This is a genomic window from Pseudoclavibacter terrae (assembly GCF_008831075.1).
Classification (GTDB): Bacteria; Actinomycetota; Actinomycetes; order Actinomycetales; family Microbacteriaceae; genus Pseudoclavibacter; species Pseudoclavibacter terrae.
Map to the genome: position 1 here is coordinate 227,749 of NZ_WBJX01000001.1, position 15,945 is coordinate 243,693.

The window sequence follows — 15,945 nt, forward strand, 5'->3', positions numbered from 1 at the left end:
GTCTCGAGGGTGAGGAAGCAGGAAGACCCGCGCGTCCAAGAGGGGCAGCGGAATTCCAGGGCGGTGTTGAGGTCGTTGAGACCGCGGAATGACGACCATAGGTCCGCTGCGCGCGCCGAGCAAGGGCGCGCTCGTCCGCACGGGAGCGGCCTGGCCGTCGAGGCTCGGGCTAGGCGCCGACTCCGAGGCGGTCGAAGAGCTCCGCGTACCGGGCCTGGGTGCGCTCGATGATCCCGGACGGAAGCGCGGGCGGCTCACCCTGCTTGTCCCAGTTCGAGGACAGCCAGTCGCGGACGATCTGCTTGTCGAACGACGACAGCCGCTGCTTCAGGGGCAGCGCCGTGTCGGCGTACAGCTTCGCGTCCCAGTAGCGTGACGAGTCGCTCGTGAGCACCTCGTCGCCGAGCGTGATCTCACCGTTGGCGGGATTGCGTCCGAACTCGAACTTCGTGTCGGCCAGGATCACGCCGCGCTGCTCGGCGATCGCCGACGCTTCGCGGAACACGCGCAGCGACCGGTCACGCAGGGCGACTGCATCGTCGAGACCCACGAGCTCGATCATCTTCTCGAAGCTGATGTTCTCGTCGTGCTCGCCCTGGGGCGCCTTGTAGGCCGGAGTGAAGATCGGCGCCGGAAGTCGGTCGCCGTCCTCAAGACCCGTCGGCAGTGCGATTCCGCACACGGTGCCGTGCTCGCGGTACTCGATGAGCCCCGAACCGGTCAGATAGCCGCGCACGACGCACTCGACGGGGAACATCTCGAGACGCACGACGCGCATCGACCGCGCCGCCACGTCGGCCGGGAGGCGGGCATCCCACCCCGACGGCTCGCGCAGGTGGTTCGGCACTGCAATGCGGTCGAACCACCACCGGCTCAGAGCCGTGAGACGAGCGCCCTTCCCGGGAATGCCGGGCGACAGGATGTGGTCGAATGCGCTCACGCGGTCGCTCGCGACCACGAGCAGCACACGGTCATCGACCGGTGATTCGTACACGTCGCGCACCTTGCCGGACGAGACGTGCGACCACCCTTCGAGCGTGGGAGTCAGCGCGGCGCCGGTCACGACTGCTGCTCGCGGGCCGCGAGCTCGGCGATGTCTGCGCGGTACTGCGCGCCGTCGACGTGGATGCGCGAGAGCCCCTGGTACGCGAACGCCCGAGCCTCGGCGATGGTCGCGCCCGTGCCGACGACATTGAGGATGCGGCCTCCGCTCGTCACGAGCGTGTCATCGTCCCGCTGGGTCGTGGCCGCCTGCAGCACCTTCACGTTCGGCTCGGCCAGCGCATCCTGCACACCTGTGATGGTGCGGCCCGACTGGACGTCCTCCGGGTAGCCCTCGCTCGCGAGCACGATCGTGACCGCCGCGTTGGCGGCGATCGCGAGCTCCTCCGGCAGGTGCCCGAGGGTGCCGGTCGCCGACGCGTACAGCAGCTCGGAGAGCGGCTGGCCGAGGCGCTCGAGCACGGCCTGCGTCTCGGGGTCACCGAAGCGCGCGTTGAACTCGATGACGCGGATGCCGGCGCTCGTCACGATGAGTCCGCAGTAGAGGAGCCCCGCGAACGGCGTTCCGGACGCGCGCATCTCGTCGACGACGGGCTTCGCGACCTGGTCGACGATGAGCTTCGAGAAGGCACGCTCGCCACCGAAGCGGTCGCCGAGGAACGGGACCGGCGTATACGCGCCCATGCCGCCCGTGTTCGGGCCACCGTCACCGGCGAGGAGGCGCTTGAAGTCCTGCGCGGGCGGGAGGGCGCGGACGTTGACCCCATCCGAGAAGACGAACTGCGACACTTCCTGGCCGTCGAGGAACTCCTCGACCAGCACGGGGCCGGCCGCGAGCCAGTGCTCGGCGTGGATGAGCGCGTCCTCGCGGCTCTCCGTCACCATGACGCCCTTGCCGGACGCGAGGCCGTCGGCCTTCACGACGTACGGAGCGCCGAACTCGTCGATCGCCGCCGCAGCCTCGTCGAGCGTCGTCGCGAGGCGCGCACCGCCCGTCGGCACACCGGCGCGGGACATGACGTCCTTCGCGAAGGTCTTCGAACCCTCGATCTCGGCGGCGGCCTTCGACGGACCGAAGACGGGGATGCCCGCGTCGCGCAGCGCGTCGGCGACACCCGCGACGAGCGGCGCCTCCGGGCCGATGACCACGAGGTCGAAGCCCTCGTCCTTCGCGAACTCCGTCACGAGGGACGGGTTGTTCACGTCGAGCCTGATCACCTCAGACTCGGCGGCGATACCCGGGTTGCCCGGGGCCGTGACGATCGAGTGTGCGCGCTCGCTGTGGAGAGCGGCAACAATTGCGTGCTCGCGGGCACCGGATCCGAGGACGAGAATTCTCACCGCACCAGCCTAACCGGGGACGACGGCTCCCGCTCCCGCGTGAACGCAGATGACCGGCCGGCGACACCCACGGCGCTTCTCTCGGCGTCTCGTCGCGCACCGGTCGCCAGGTTCGGTGACTGCGTCCCCGGATCACGGCGTCGGCGGAGCGAAAACGCCGAAGAGCCACCGAAGTTGGCAGCCCGCCCCGGCGAGGTGCGTCGCTCACCGACTCCGTGGGTGCGGCTGGAGCACAATGAGGACGTGCCGAAACCCCGAATCGCTGACGCCGCTGGCCTCGGAGCCATCACCGCCTGGTCCGAAGCTCGCGCCCAAGGGCGCCCGACCCCTCGCGCCGATGCCGCGACTGCCGTCCGTTACACCCTGCAGGCCCTCGAGGACCGCGCGCCTGGAGCGAGCGTCGAGGTGCGCGTCCCGCCGTTCGGGGCCGTGCAATGCGTCGAGGGCCCGGGCCACACGAGGGGCACACCGCCGAACGTCATCGAGCTCGACGCCGACACCTGGCTCGAGCTGGCAACGGGCCGGACCTCATGGCGGGAGGCCTTCGACGCGAACCGCGTGCGCGCCTCCGGGACCCGCGCCGACGTCTCGGCCTGGCTGCCGCTCGTGCGCCGCTGAGGGCCTCGTGCCGCGACTGGGCCGCCAGCTCGGCCACCGCGCATCCTGCGCGCACTCACCGGGAACTGCGCGACAATGGATGCATGCTCCGCGAGAACGAACCCACGCCGCCGCGACCTGAAGGTGGTGCCGAACCGACGGCTGACCGCACGGTCCAAGCCGGCGGCGAGCTGGACGGCTACGAGGCCGAGTTCGCCGAGCTCATCGACGAAGACGAGGATGACGGCGTCCGGGAGATGGACGCGAAGGTGCACCGGGTCCCTCGCATGAGCAGCTTCCTGGTGCTCGGTGCCATCGTCGGCGTGGTGCTCGTGACGATCCTCACGTTCGCGTTCCCTCCCAACGAGGCGTTCACTCGCATCCAGGTGTTCGCGTTCCTCCTCGCATTCACGGTGCCCGTCACGCTTGCACTCGGCGGGCTCGCCGGGTACATCGCGGGTCGGGTCTCCGCGAAGCAGTCGGTCGACGCGCGTCTCATTCGCGCCGACGAGCTCGAGAACCGCAGCTAACCCCCGCACGGCCGCGGCAACCGTGGCCGTGCGCGCGCCTCCCTCCGGATCTGACTGGTGTTCACGGACCCAGTTCGTCGCGTCGTGACGATTCGAGGCGGGGGGTGTTGCCACTCAAGGTGACGTAGGACTGAAAATGCGGGCGGTGCGGCGGCGACGCTCCCCACGTCACCCTGACTGTCAGCAAATGCTGTCAGGTCCCGGTCCGAGCCAGGTGCGGAAGAGCGCGAGGACCTCTCGGTTCGCTCAGTCGTCGAGGCCGCGTGCGCGGAGCGCGTCTGACATGGCGTCGGCCCGGCGCAGCGCTCGCACGACGAGCGGCACGGCGAAGGCGCGGGGGCTGGCACGGCGTCCGCGTGCGTACTGCGCCTGCCTCGCGGTCTCTGCGAGCTCGGCGATGAGCGGCACCGCCCGCACGCCGAGTGCGAGCTGCAATGCGATTCGGTCGGGGTCCACGCCGACGCGTCGGAGCGGCCGGAGCAGCCACACGATGGCGTCGATCATGTCGCTCGTGCGGGTTGTGAGGCTGACGAGGGTGGCCGCGAGAAGCAGCGCGACGATGGATCCGACGACCCCCACGGCACGGGAGAGGTCGGCGCTCCACCACTGGAAGGCGAAGATGCCGATGAGGAAGATCCAGGTCGGGCGCACGCCACGCCAGGCGTAGCGCAGGCTCAGGCGCGCGAGCGCGAACCCGAGCAGGGCAGTCGCGACCGCGATGCCGGCGGCGAGCGGCGACGCGATCGCGAGCACCGCTGCGCCGGCGGCGACGAGCGCGAGCAGCTTCGCCCCTGCCGGCAGCCGGTGGACGACGGATGCCCCCGGCACGTAGACCGCGAGCGGCGACGAGCGGTCAGCCACGGGCTGTGCCCGGCGAGAGCGGGTGCCCCACAGCGCGCCCTTCGCCGTCGAGGCGGGCGTCCCAGAACCCCGTCTGCCGGGATGCGGGCCTCACAGTGCCCCATCCGCATCGATGGCGGCCCGGTACGCGGCGATGGCATCCGACGGCGACCCGTCGAAATGGATGCGCCCGTCGTGCACCACGAGCGCGCGATCGAACGTGCGGAGTAGGTCGAGGTCGTGCGTCACGAGGACCACCTGCTGCGGCAGGCGCGCGATGCGGGCCGCGATGGCGCGCGAGTTGCGCAGGTCGAGGAGGGTCGTGGGCTCGTCGAGGACGAGGATGCTCGGCTCGGTCACGAGGACCGCCGCGAGGGCGAGCAGCTGCTTCTGCCCGCCGGAGAGGAGATGCGCGGGGTGGTCGGCGCGGTCGGCGAGCCCGACCTGCTCGAGCGCGTCGGCCGTCCGTGCGGCGATCTCTGCCTTGCTGAGGCCCCGCCGCCCGAGACCGAAGGCGACGTCCTCGCCGACGGTCGGCATGATGATCTGCGAGTCGGGGTCGGTGAAGCAGAACCCCACGCGCCGTCGGACCTCTCGCCCGTCCCGCTTCGTGTCGAAGCCGTCGACGGACACCGTTCCGCTCGTGGGGAGCAGCAGCCCGTTGAGGAGTCTCGCGAGGCTCGACTTGCCTGAGCCGTTGGCGCCGATGATCCCGATGCGCTGCTCGCAGAGCACGACCGAGATGTCGTCGAGCACCCACCGCAGTTGGGCGCCGTCGCCGAACGCGACGCTCACGCCGTGCAGCTCGATCATGCGCAGCCCCCGTTCATCGGGCGGGCGTGAGGGGATGCGGGAGCCGAGCGGTCACGCATCCACGGCCGGTGCCGACGCCGGACTGGGCGCGGCCTTCCGCCGGTGCCGACGACCGGAGATGAGCCCCGGGTACGCCTTGTGGACGCCGCGCGCGATGAGCGCCGCGATGACCGCCTTCGCCAGGTCGCCCGGCAGGAAGGCGAGCGCAGAGAGCGCCGCGGCGCCGACGCCGATCTTGGCCATGAGGGCGACGCCGATGATGCCGGGAACGTAGAGCACGAACACACCCCCGACCACGGTCGCAAGGATGCCGGGCAGAAGGCGGAACGGGGTCCCGAAGCGTTCGACGAGCCATCCGACGGCGAAGGCCGCGATGGGGAAGCCGATGAAGTAGCCGACAGTGGGGCTCGCGAGCACCGCCAGCCCGCCCCGGCCGCCGGCGAGCAGCGGGAGCCCCGCGAGCACGAGCACGTTGAAGAGCAGCATCGCGGAGAACCCGCGCTTCGACCCGAGTACTGCGCCCGCGAGCATCACGCCCAGCGTCTGCAACGTGATCGGCACCCCGGGGCCGGGGATCGTGATCGCCGGCACCACGCCGAGGGCCGCCACGATGCCCGCGAACACGGCGATCTGCGTCAGGTCCCGGGTTCGGTTGCGGGGTGCGAGGGGTGCGTCGGTCATGCGAGGACTCTACCGGCGCCCCGCCCTGGCGCCCGCCCCGCGCCCGGCGTCTCGCGTCCCGCGACACATGTGGAAAACGCATGCTCGTTTCGCAACGAGCATGCGTTTCCCAGATGTCTGGCCCCGTCGGGCGGCAAGGATGCGCGGGCGCGGGCGCGGGCGCGGGCGCGGCCTGCAGCGTGCCGCCGTGCTGGCTAGCTCTTCGTGTTGAGCTCGAGCCAGGCGAGGTACTCGGGGGTGACGGTTCCGGTGACGTAGGTGCCGTCGAAGCAGCTCATGTCGAGCTCCTTCACGTTCGAGCCCTCGGTGATGGCCGTGAACAGGTCGCTGACCTCCTGGTAGACGAGGCGGTCTGCGCTGATGACCGACGCGATCTCCTCGATCGAGCGGCCGGATGCGACGAGCTCGCCGCGCGATGGCATGTTGATGCCGTACACGTGCGGGTAGCGGACCGGGGGAGCGGCGGAGGCGAACGTCACCGAGTTGGCGCCGGCCTGCCGGGCCATCTCGACGATCTCCTTCGAGGTCGTGCCGCGCACGATGGAGTCGTCGACGAGCAGCACGTTCTTGCCGCGGAACTCGGTTGGGAGCGCGTTGAGCTTCTGGCGCACCGACTTCTTGCGCACCTTCTGCCCAGGCATGATGAACGTGCGGCCCACGTAGCGGTTCTTGTAGAAGCCCTCGCGGTAGTCGATGCCGAGGGTCTTCGCCATCTCCATCGCCGTGGGGCGGCCCGAGTCCGGGATGGGCATGACCACGTCGATGTCGCCGGCGCTGATGCTGCGCTCGACGTTCGCGGCGAGGGTCTTCCCCATGCGCAGGCGCGATTCGTAGATGGAGATGCCGTTCATGACGGAGTCGGGGCGCGCGAGGTACACGTACTCGAACGAGCAGGGCACGAGGCGCGGGTTCACGGCGCACTGGCGTGAGAACAGCTCGCCGCCCATGGAGATGAAGATGGCCTCGCCGGGCTCGACGTCGCGGACCAGGTCGTAGCCGCCCGACTCGAGCACGAGCGACTCGGACGCGACGACCCACTCGTCGCGGCCGTGCTCGTCGTCGCGGCGACCGAGGACGAGGGGGCGGATGCCGAACGGGTCGCGGAAGGCGAGCAGCCCGTATCCGGAGATGAGGGCGACGGATGCGTACGAGCCCTCGACCCGGTCGTGCAGGCGGGAGATCGAGTCGAACAGGTCGTCCGGGGTGAGGTCGTCGCCGTTGATGCCGTGCTGCAGCTCGTTCGCGAGGACGTTGAGCAGCAGCTCGGTGTCGCTCGACGAGTTCAGGTGGCGGCGGTCGACGTTGAAGAGCTCCTTGCGCAGCTCTCGCGTGTTGGTGAGGTTGCCGTTGTGCACGAGGACGATGCCGTACGGCGCGTTCACGTAGAACGGCTGCACCTCGTCGTCGCTCTTCGCGCTGCCAGCCGTCGCGTAGCGGACGTGGCCGAGGCCGACGTTGCCGAGCAGGTTGCGCATGTCACGGGTGCGGTAGCCCTCGCGGACCTGCCCCTTGACCTTCGCGATGTGGAACGTGTCCCCGTCAGCCGTCGCGATGCCGGACGAATCCTGGCCGCGATGCTGCAGGAGCAGGAGGGAATCGTAGATCTGTTGGTTGACGGGACTGGTCGAGACGTGACCAACAATGCCGCACACGCTGGGGGAGCTCCAAGCACAGGTAAGCGCGCCCGTGAGGGCCCGATTTCAAGGAGGCCCACGAGGGGCCCTGAACGATGTTTCGATTTTGTCACAGCTGGCGGGTCCGCGCGCACCAGCGTGGGAAGGGTTCGCTTCCGGCGTCACCCTCGCGGCGGGCTAGGCTGTTGGGCGCATCCCCCCGAGGAAAGGGCATCCCTGTGTCAGGCAACGACCTCTACGCCGCCGCTGGCGTCGACACCCGCGCGGGCGACACCGCCGTCGAGCTCATGAAGCGCGCCGTCCAGGCGACCCACGGACCAGAAGTGCTCGGCGGCGTCGGCGGATTCGCGGGCCTCTTCGACGCGTCGCGTCTGACGTCGTTCACGAAGCCCATCCTCGCCACGTCGACGGACGGCGTCGGTACGAAGGTCGCGATCGCGCAGGCCATCGACAAGCACGACACCATCGGCCAGGACCTCGTGGCGATGGTCGTCGACGACATCATCGTCGTGGGCGCGGAGCCCCTCTTCATGACCGACTACATCGCCTGCGGCCGCGTGGTGCCTGAGCGCATCGCCTCGATCGTCGAGGGCATCGCGAAGGCGTGCGCCGAGACCGGCACCGCGCTGACCGGCGGCGAGACGGCAGAGCACCCCGGCCTTCTCGGGCCAGACGATTACGACGTGGCAGGTGCCGCAGTCGGCGTCGTCGAGGCCGACCGGATGCTCGGACCAGAGCGCGTGCAGCACGGCGACGTCGTCATCTCGATCGCGTCGAGCGGCCTCCACTCGAACGGCTACTCGCTGGTTCGCCGCATCATCGCCGACCAGGGTCTCGCCTTCACGGACACCTCAGCAGAGCTGGGCGGGGTCGTCGGCGAAGTGCTCCTCGAGCCGACGCGCCTCTACACCGGCCCGCTCGTCCGTCTTCTTGCCGAGCCAGCGCTCGACGGCGCCGTGCACGCCTTCAGCCACGTCACCGGCGGCGGCATCGCCGCGAACCTCGCCCGCGTCCTCCCGCAGGGAGCGTGGATCGAGCTCGACCGCGGCGCCTGGTCCCCGAACGACATCTTCGTCGTCCTCTCGGGCTTCGCCGGCACCGACCTCGAGTCGACGGAAGGCACCTGGAACCTCGGCATCGGCATGTTCGCGGTCGTCGACGCGCAGCGTGCATCCGCGGTCGTCGAGTGGCTCGAGGCCGCTGGCCTCCCCTCCTGGGTCGCCGGCACCATCTCGACCGAGGCCCGCGACTTCGACGGCTTCGAGCAGGGCGCCAAGGGCGTCGACGGCGGCGCCGTGCGTCTCGTCGGCAGCTACGCCGGCTAGCAGGACGGGAGTCGCCGCTTCTCTCGGACGCGCGAGGTGGCGCGGGCACGGGCACGGGCACGGGCACGCTGGTCTTCGCGCGGCCTGACCAACATCAGTGCGATAAACGTGCTTCGAGGGCGTTTCGGCGCTCTCGGGCCCGATATTGCACTGATGTTGGACAGGCGTTCGCGCAACGTCGAAGCGGCGCCCGGAAGATCCGCGCCCACCTGGCCAAGGTCCGTGATGAAACGGCCGGGTTCGCGCGTTGCGGCGTCTCCGGCGCTCATCGATCCCGGAAGTCGGACAGGCGTCCGTGATGGCTGCGCTCAGCCGCGGCGCCCGCCGCCCGACTACTCGGCGGCGAACGCCGCCGCGATGTCCTCGCTCGTGGCCTCGTTGGCGAGGAGGGCGGCGAGCAGGATGCGCGCCTGCCCGGCGCGCAGGACCGCCGCGTGAATGGCGCCGACGACCGCGAGGTCGTGCCCGCCCCCGCCTCCGCCGTAGCTGGCCTTGAGGACGCCGAAGGGCACCCGGCTGGACACGACGAGCGGGATGTCGGACGCCTGGCATTCCCATGCGGCGGAGACGATGCTCTGGCTGGCGTTGCCGGAGCCGAGGCCGACGAGCACGATGCCCTGCACGCCGGCTTCGAGGCTCGCGTGCAGGTGCGTGGCGTCGCCGCCCGGCATGACGGCGACGGTGTCGACGCGCATTCCGGTGACCGGCGCCGGCAGATGCAGCCGGCGGGCGGGCCTGTCGGTGACGCTCCGGAACGCATCCGCCCGGTCTGCGGATGCCTTCGTGAGGCCCCACGCCTTGAGCAGTCGGCCGCCGAACGCGACGAGCACGCCTCGCCCGCGATTGGCGGGGTCGAGCGCGGCGGCGAGGGCTGCGGCGACGTTCGCGGGACCGTCCGGCGCCTCAGACTCGGCGGTGAACTGCGAACCGGTGAAGATGACGGGCTTCGAGCTCTTGAGCTGCAGGTCGGTGAGCAGCGACGACTCCTCCATGGAGTCGGTGCCGTGCAGCACGATGACGGCGCTGACCTCGTCATCCTCAACCTGGCGGCGCACCTCGTCGCTGATGGACTGCATGTCGCCGAGGGTGAGGCTCGACGAGTCGACGGCCATGAGGTTCACGGGCCGCAGGCGGGCGCCGGGCGCGTCTGCCCCTGCGAGCAGCGCATCCGCGCCGAGACTGGGCGTCGTCGCCCCCGAGGCGGTTGTCGTGCTGGCGATGGTGCCGCCCGTCGCGATGACGGCGATGAGGGGAAGAGGCGCAGTGGTCGTCACGGTCACATGTCTACCCGGTTTCGCTGGGGCGTGCGCTGGGGACGGCTTCGCCGACGTCGCCGAGATCCAATCGAGATGCGCGGCGCGAGTCGAGGGAACACGGGTGCTTTCCCGTGCGTTGGGCACGTAACACAGAGTTAATTCGCGCCTTCCGGGAAGCGCGTCCCGAATTCATGGGGCACATTCCTAAGATGGCCGCACATCACTGATGTTCTGGCTACCGCCGAAGATAGGGAAACCCCAATGCAGAAGACACGCCTGATCACTGGAGGCATCGCCGCGCTCGCAGCGATCGGTCTCCTCTCAGCCTGCTCGAACCCGACCGCCCCCGACGCTGGAACGGACGAGGGAGCAGCGTCCGGCGACACCATCGTCGTCTCCTCGGCGAACTTCCCGGAGTCGGAGATCATCGGCAACCTGTACGCGGAAGCGCTCAAGGATGCCGGCTTCACCGTCGAGACGCAGTTCAACATCGGCTCGCGCGAGGCGTACATCCCGGCGCTGTCGGACGGATCGATCGACCTGATCCCCGACTACACCGGCAACCTGCTCATCTTCCTCGACCCCGAGGCGGACACGGCGGACGCGGAGACCATCAACACGGGTCTCACCGCGGCACTCGAGGCGGAGGGCCTCACGGGCCTCACCCCGGCCGAGGCCGAGGACAAGGACGCGGTCGTCGTCACGAAGGAGACCGCTGAGAAGTGGAACCTGACGACCATCGCCGACCTCGCCGCGCACAACGCCGAGATCACCTACGGTGCCCCGGCGGAGTTCCAGGAGCGCCCCCAGGGCCTGCCCGGCCTGAAGGCGAACTACGGCGTCGAGCCCAGCGCCTTCACCCCCATCGCCGACGGTGGCGGACCGGCAACGGTCGACGCGCTCGTCAGCGGACAGGTGCAGGTGGCGAACATCTTCACCACGTCGCCCGCGATCGTCGAGAACGACCTGGTCGTGCTCGAGGACCCGAAGAACAACTTCCCGGCGCAGCAGGTCGTCCCTGTCGGCAACACCGAGAAGCTCACCCCCGAGGTCGCTGAGGTCATCGACGCCATCTCGGCGCAGCTGACCACTGAGGAGCTCATCGCGCTGAACACGCGCGTCTCGGGCGAGGAGAAGGTCGAGCCGACCAAGGCCGCGACCGACTGGCTCACCGAGAAGGGCCTCCTCGGCGCGTAAGCACCGGGGCACCCGCTCGACCGCCCGGAGGGTGGATGCGTCCGGCCACGCGCCGTCCGCATCCACACCTCCTGGCAGCACCACCAGGCACGACCGCCGAACCCACCTCCCCCGCTTTCTTCACCCCTCCAGTTCCAAGATCCACCAGAAGCGAGTTCCGGATGCAGCAGCACGCAGACGCCGAGCAGCGGCCGCAAGTGCGCCCCACGATGCGCCCCAACAGGCGTGCCGCGCAGGCGAAGCGCTCGGTCACGGACGGGTCGTCCGCTGGCGTCAACGCGCTCGCGGGGACCAGCGCGGACGCGTCGCTGCCGCTCTCGAGCTTCGTCATCGGCCGCGACCGCATGACGCCGCGCATCCTGGAGCGGCTGGCGGTCACGGTCGGCCACCTCGACATCGACCCGCACGTCCGGGTCCGGCTCGCGGAGGCCCGCGGCGTCATCGAGAGCGTCATGGCGCGCGGCGAGCCCGCGTACGGCGTGAATCGCGGCCTCGGCCCGCTGCGCGACCAGGAGATTCCCGAGGAGCTGCAGCACGCGTTCCAGCTGTTCGTCCTCGCGTCCCACGACGCGGCGGTCGGCAGGAACCTCACCCCGATCGAGGCTCGCTCCGTCATGCTCGCGCGCCTCGCCGTCATGGCGCAGGGCAATTCGGGTGCGACGACGTCGCTCTTCGAGGGGCTGCGCTGCCTCCTCGAGTGCGGCGTGACCCCCGCCATCCCGTCAGAGGGCTCTGTCGGCGCGGCGGACCTCTCCATGCTCGCGGCGATCGGCAACGTGCTCGTCGGCCGCGGCCGGGTGCTCGACGAGACGGGCACGCAGACCGTCCCCGCTCGCGAGGCGCTCGCGACGGCAGGGCTCGTCCCGCTCGAGCTCGCCGCGAAGGACGGCCTCGCCCTCGTCGGCGCGAACGCCGCCTCGGTGGGCATCGCCGCCCTCACCTCCGTGCGACTCGACCGCTTCACCGCCTCAGCGGACCTCGTCGTCGCCCACACCTTCGATGCCCTCAACGGCAGCGTCAAGGGCTTCCAGGAGAAGGTCGTCGCGGCGCGACCCCACCCCGGTCAGATCCGCGCCGCCGCCCGCTTCCGCTCGCTCCTCGGCTCGAGTCGCGCCTACGGCCCCGCCACGGCAGGCTCACTGCAGGACCCCCTCTCCATGCGCACCGTCCCGCAGGTGCACGGCACGCTCATCGAGCAGGCGGATGTGCTGCGCGAGTCGGTCACGGTCGAGCTGAACGCGCGCAGCGAGAACCCGTACATCGACGTCGACAACGACGTCATCATCTCCAACGGCAACTTCTCGACGATCCAGATGGCGATCACCGCCGACTCGGTCCGCCTCCTCCTCGCGCACTTCGGCATCATGAGCGAGCGGCGCTGCTCCCTCATGATCAGGCGCCTCCGCTCCGAGCGCTCGCTTGTCGAGCAGGTGCTGTCGATCGACGACGCCGAGCATCCCTTCGTGCCCGTCATCCTCGCGAACACGGCCTCGTCGCTCATGGCGCGACTCCAGCAGCTCGCGGCGCCCGTCTCGCACCTCGGCGGGGTCGTCGGCGACGGCGTCGAAGACCACAACGCGCAGGGCTACCTCGCCGTGCGCCTCCTCGAGGACAGCCTGGAGGCCGCCGAGCGGCTCCTCGCCATCGAGGCGCTGCTCGCGGTCGGTGTGGGCGTCGCAGCCCCCGCGCCCTCCATGAAGGACCGCGCACCGCTCGTGGTGCAGCTCTCGAAGCGCATCCGTGAGACGCTCGCCCTCAACGACCCCGCCATCATGACCTCTCAGCGAATCGACCGCGTGCGCGCCGACATCGCCGAGCTGAGCGAGCACGTGCAGGACGCGTGAGCCGTCGGCTCTCGCACCAAGATCACCCCGTCCCCAGCCAAGGAGCAGCATGATCACCTTCGAGAGCGTCACCAAGACGTATCCGGACGGCACCACCGCGGTCAACGACCTCAGCCTCGACATCGAGGAAGGCTCCTTCACGGCGTTCGTCGGCCCCAGCGGATGCGGCAAGACGACGTCGATGCGCATGATCAACAAGATGATCGACGCATCGAGCGGCCGCATCACGGTCGCGGGCAAGGACGTCGCGGATGTGCCCTCGACGCAGCTGCGCCTCGGCATCGGCTACGTCATCCAGAACGCGGGACTCTTCCCGCATCGGACCGTGCTCGACAACGTCGCGACCGTGCTCCGGCTCAAGGGCGTGCCCGCGAAGGAGGCCCGCGCCAAGGCGATGGACGCCATCGAGCGGGTTCGCCTCCGCCCCGAGCTCGTGCACCGCTACCCCGCCGACCTGTCGGGCGGCCAGCAGCAGCGTGTGGGCGTGGCCCGCGCGCTCGCGGCCGACCCGCCCATCCTGCTCATGGACGAGCCGTTCAGCGCCGTCGACCCGGTCGTGCGTGACGAGCTGCAGCAGGAGATGATCCGCCTGCAGCGCGAGCTGAAGAAGACGATCGTGTTCGTGACGCACGACATCGACGAGGCCCTCATCCTCGGCGACAAGATCGCCGTCTTCGGCCCTGGCGGCGTGCTGCACCAGTACGCGGCGGCCGAGGAGGTCATGACGCGGCCGGCGAACACGTTCGTGTCCAGCATGATCTCGAAGGACCGCGGCTACCGCGCCCTCACGTTCCGGGATGCCGCGCTCACCGCGGAGCCCCTCGCCGAGCCGGTCGCCGGCATCATCAGCCTCGACCCCCACAACTCCGAGTGGTCGCTCGCCGTCGACGACAACGGCCGCCCCGACGCCTGGCTGCACCGCGCGAGCTCGCTGCGCGTCCCCGTCGGCGCGGTCGTCACCCTCGACGACAACCTGCGCCGGTCGCTGGATGCGGTGCTCGCCTCCCCGGCGGGCCTGGCCGTCGTCGTCGACGAGGCCGGCGTCGCCGCCGGCGTCGTGCGCGGCGAGACGGTGTTCGCGCGCGTCGCCGACTCGAGCGGCGACCGGTCATGAACTGGCTCATCGCGAACTGGGACACCGTCTGGCCCATCATCATCCAGCACGCGCTGCTCTCCGTCGTGCCGACGGTCCTCGGCCTCGTCATCGCGCTGCCGCTCGGGATGCTCCTCGTCGGGCGCCCCCGGGGTCGCGCGGCCGCCATCGTCGTCGCGAGCATCGTGTTCACGATCCCGTCCCTGGCGCTGTTCGTGGTCATCCCCTCGATCGTCGGCACGCCCATCATCAGCCCCCTCAACGTGGTCATCGCGCTGACGCTCTACTCGACGGCGCTCCTCATCCGCACCGTGCTCGAGTCGCTCGACGCCGTGCCCGCCGACGTCAAGGACGCGTCGAGCGCCATCGGCTTCTCGGCGATCAAACGGGTCATCGAGGTCGAGCTGCCCCTCGCCATCCCCGTGCTCGTCGCCGGCCTCAGGGTCGTCGCCGTCACCAACGTCTCGCTCGTCTCGGTCGGCGCCGTCATCGGCGTCGGCGGCCTCGGTCAGCTCTTCACCGCCGGCTTCCAGCGCGACTACCCAGACCAGATCTTCGCGGGCATCATCACGATCCTCGTCCTCGCGTTCATCTTCGACCGCATCATCGCCCTCATCGGCGTCGCGACCACGCCGTGGCTTCGCAGCGGTCGCGTGAAGGCCAAGCGCGCGTCGAAGCGCGCACCCAGCGAGCGCACGGAGACCGCCATGCTCGACACCGTCATCGGACTCGATTCTCCGGAAAAGAAGGCAAACGTCTGATGTTCAACGAGATGCTGTCCTACTTCCTCGACCCGGCCAACTGGGTCGGCTCCGCGAGCATTCCGGCCCGCGTCGGCGAGCACCTCTGGTACTCGCTGCTCGCCGTCGCACTCGCGGCCGTCATCGCGTTCCCGCTCGGCCTCGTCATCGGCCACACCGGCAAGGGCACGACCTTCATCGTCGCCACCGCCAACGTGCTCCGGGCGCTCCCCAGCCTTGGCCTCATGACGCTGCTCGTGCTGCTCATGGGCCTCGGCCTGTTCCCGCCCGTGATCGCGCTGGTCATCCTCGCCGTGCCGCCGCTCCTCGCGGGCGTCTACTCGGGTGTCGCCAACGTGAGCCGCGCGACCGTGGATGCCGCACGAGCCATGGGCATGACCGAGTGGCAGATCGTGTGGCAGGTCGAACTGCCCAACGCCATGCCGCTCATCGTCGCCGGCCTCCGCAGCGCGGTGCTGCAGGTCATCGCAACCGCGACCATCGCGGCCTACGTCAACCTCGGCGGCCTCGGACGCTACATCTTCGACGGCCTCGCCGTCACCGACTACGGGCGGGTACTCGTCGGCGCGATTCTGGTGACCGGGCTCGCGCTGGTCGTCGATGGCATCCTCGCGCTGCTCGGGCGCCTCGTCGTCCCCGGCCGCAAGAAGCGGGGTCCGAAGGGTTCCGGGTCGGGTTCCAGGCCGGGCTCGAGCGCCGGTGCCGTCTCCGGTGCGACCGTCGCATCCACGAGCGTCGCCACGACCAGCGCGTAGCTGTCCGGTCGGAGTCTGCGCGGGTGCCCTGGCCTGCGCGGATTCCCTGGCCTGCGCTGGCTCCCCGGTCGCCGGCCCGGCCGGCCTGCGCTGGCTCCCCGGTCGCCGGCATCCCAGCCTGCGCTGGCACCCCGGTCGCCGGCATCCCAGGGGCCGGCGCGCGCACCCGCCCCGCAGCTCGATCGCTGCCAGCCAGGTGGCCCTTCTGGATGCTCCAGAAGGGCCACCTGGCTGGCGGCGTTTGCGTTGGCTCGGGGCTCAAGGGCCATTCGGCTG

15 protein-coding genes are annotated in these 15,945 nt (G+C 70.2%); 8 read left to right on the plus strand and 7 right to left on the minus strand.

The genetic code is table 11. From position 1 onward, the window contains the following. Positions 1–169: 169 nt before the first annotated feature. Positions 170–1,063: a phosphoribosylaminoimidazolesuccinocarboxamide synthase gene (locus F8O03_RS01140; protein WP_151422023.1), complete on the minus strand. Its 894-nt coding sequence runs from the start codon at positions 1,061–1,063 to the stop codon at positions 170–172. Further along, a complete protein-coding gene (gene purD / locus F8O03_RS01145) occupies positions 1,060–2,343 on the minus strand; it encodes a phosphoribosylamine--glycine ligase (protein WP_151422024.1) in 1,284 nt (427 codons plus the stop codon). The genes F8O03_RS01140 and purD overlap by 4 nt, the downstream gene beginning before the upstream one ends. A 243-nt stretch (positions 2,344–2,586) precedes the next feature. Between purD and F8O03_RS01150 the strand changes: the two genes are divergently transcribed. Further along, the gene (locus F8O03_RS01150; RefSeq protein WP_104251589.1) at positions 2,587–2,961 is read left to right on the plus strand and encodes a sterol carrier family protein; all 375 of its coding nucleotides are present in this window, start codon (positions 2,587–2,589) and stop codon (positions 2,959–2,961) included. An 83-nt stretch (positions 2,962–3,044) separates the two neighbouring features. Then, positions 3,045–3,470, plus strand: a complete 426-nt coding sequence (locus F8O03_RS01155) for a hypothetical protein (RefSeq protein ID WP_151422025.1) — start codon at positions 3,045–3,047, stop codon at positions 3,468–3,470. A gap of 246 nt (positions 3,471–3,716) precedes the next feature. Here F8O03_RS01155 and F8O03_RS01160 read toward each other — a convergent pair whose 3' ends face one another. From F8O03_RS01160 to purF, 4 genes are all read right to left on the minus strand, one after another. Next, positions 3,717–4,331: an energy-coupling factor transporter transmembrane component T family protein gene (locus F8O03_RS01160; RefSeq protein WP_151422026.1), complete on the minus strand. Its 615-nt coding sequence runs from the start codon at positions 4,329–4,331 to the stop codon at positions 3,717–3,719. Between the two features lie 90 nt (positions 4,332–4,421). Then, complete coding sequence (locus F8O03_RS01165) at positions 4,422–5,123, minus strand: energy-coupling factor ABC transporter ATP-binding protein (RefSeq protein ID WP_151422027.1); 702 nt, start codon at positions 5,121–5,123, stop codon at positions 4,422–4,424. A gap of 51 nt (positions 5,124–5,174) precedes the next feature. Then, on the minus strand, positions 5,175–5,804 hold the full coding sequence (locus F8O03_RS01170; RefSeq protein WP_151422028.1) for a biotin transporter BioY: 630 nt from the start codon (positions 5,802–5,804) through the stop codon (positions 5,175–5,177). 194 nt (positions 5,805–5,998) lie between these two features. Then, a complete protein-coding gene (purF, locus tag F8O03_RS01175) occupies positions 5,999–7,456 on the minus strand; it encodes an amidophosphoribosyltransferase (protein WP_151422029.1) in 1,458 nt (485 codons plus the stop codon). A 194-nt stretch (positions 7,457–7,650) separates the two neighbouring features. Here purF and purM point away from each other — a divergent pair, with 194 nt between their 5' ends. Beyond that, a complete protein-coding gene (gene purM, locus F8O03_RS01180) occupies positions 7,651–8,763 on the plus strand; it encodes a phosphoribosylformylglycinamidine cyclo-ligase (protein ID WP_425280946.1) in 1,113 nt (370 codons plus the stop codon). A 332-nt stretch (positions 8,764–9,095) separates the two neighbouring features. Here the strand turns inward: purM and F8O03_RS01185 are convergent, their stop codons facing one another. Continuing rightward, a complete protein-coding gene (locus F8O03_RS01185; RefSeq protein WP_244295803.1) occupies positions 9,096–10,037 on the minus strand; it encodes an asparaginase domain-containing protein in 942 nt (313 codons plus the stop codon). Positions 10,038–10,280: 243 nt separating this feature from the next. Between F8O03_RS01185 and F8O03_RS01190 the strand changes: the two genes are divergently transcribed. From F8O03_RS01190 to F8O03_RS01210, 5 genes are all read left to right on the plus strand, one after another. Then, on the plus strand, positions 10,281–11,216 hold the full coding sequence (locus F8O03_RS01190; RefSeq protein ID WP_151422031.1) for an ABC transporter substrate-binding protein: 936 nt from the start codon (positions 10,281–10,283) through the stop codon (positions 11,214–11,216). A gap of 161 nt (positions 11,217–11,377) precedes the next feature. After that, entirely contained in the window at positions 11,378–13,060 is a 1,683-nt protein-coding gene (locus F8O03_RS01195; protein WP_167516428.1) for an aromatic amino acid ammonia-lyase, read from the plus strand. 49 nt (positions 13,061–13,109) lie between these two features. Next, positions 13,110–14,174 (plus strand): ABC transporter ATP-binding protein, encoded by a 1,065-nt coding sequence (locus F8O03_RS01200; protein ID WP_151422033.1) that lies wholly within the window; start codon positions 13,110–13,112, stop codon positions 14,172–14,174. After that, positions 14,171–14,914 carry an ABC transporter permease gene (locus F8O03_RS01205; protein WP_151422034.1) on the plus strand — a complete coding sequence of 248 codons (744 nt, stop codon included), beginning with the start codon at positions 14,171–14,173 and terminating at the stop codon, positions 14,912–14,914. Before F8O03_RS01200 ends, F8O03_RS01205 begins: the two co-directional genes overlap by 4 nt. After that, complete coding sequence (locus F8O03_RS01210) at positions 14,914–15,669, plus strand: ABC transporter permease (RefSeq protein ID WP_151422035.1); 756 nt, start codon at positions 14,914–14,916, stop codon at positions 15,667–15,669. The genes F8O03_RS01205 and F8O03_RS01210 overlap by 1 nt, the downstream gene beginning before the upstream one ends. Positions 15,670–15,945 lie beyond the last annotated feature (276 nt).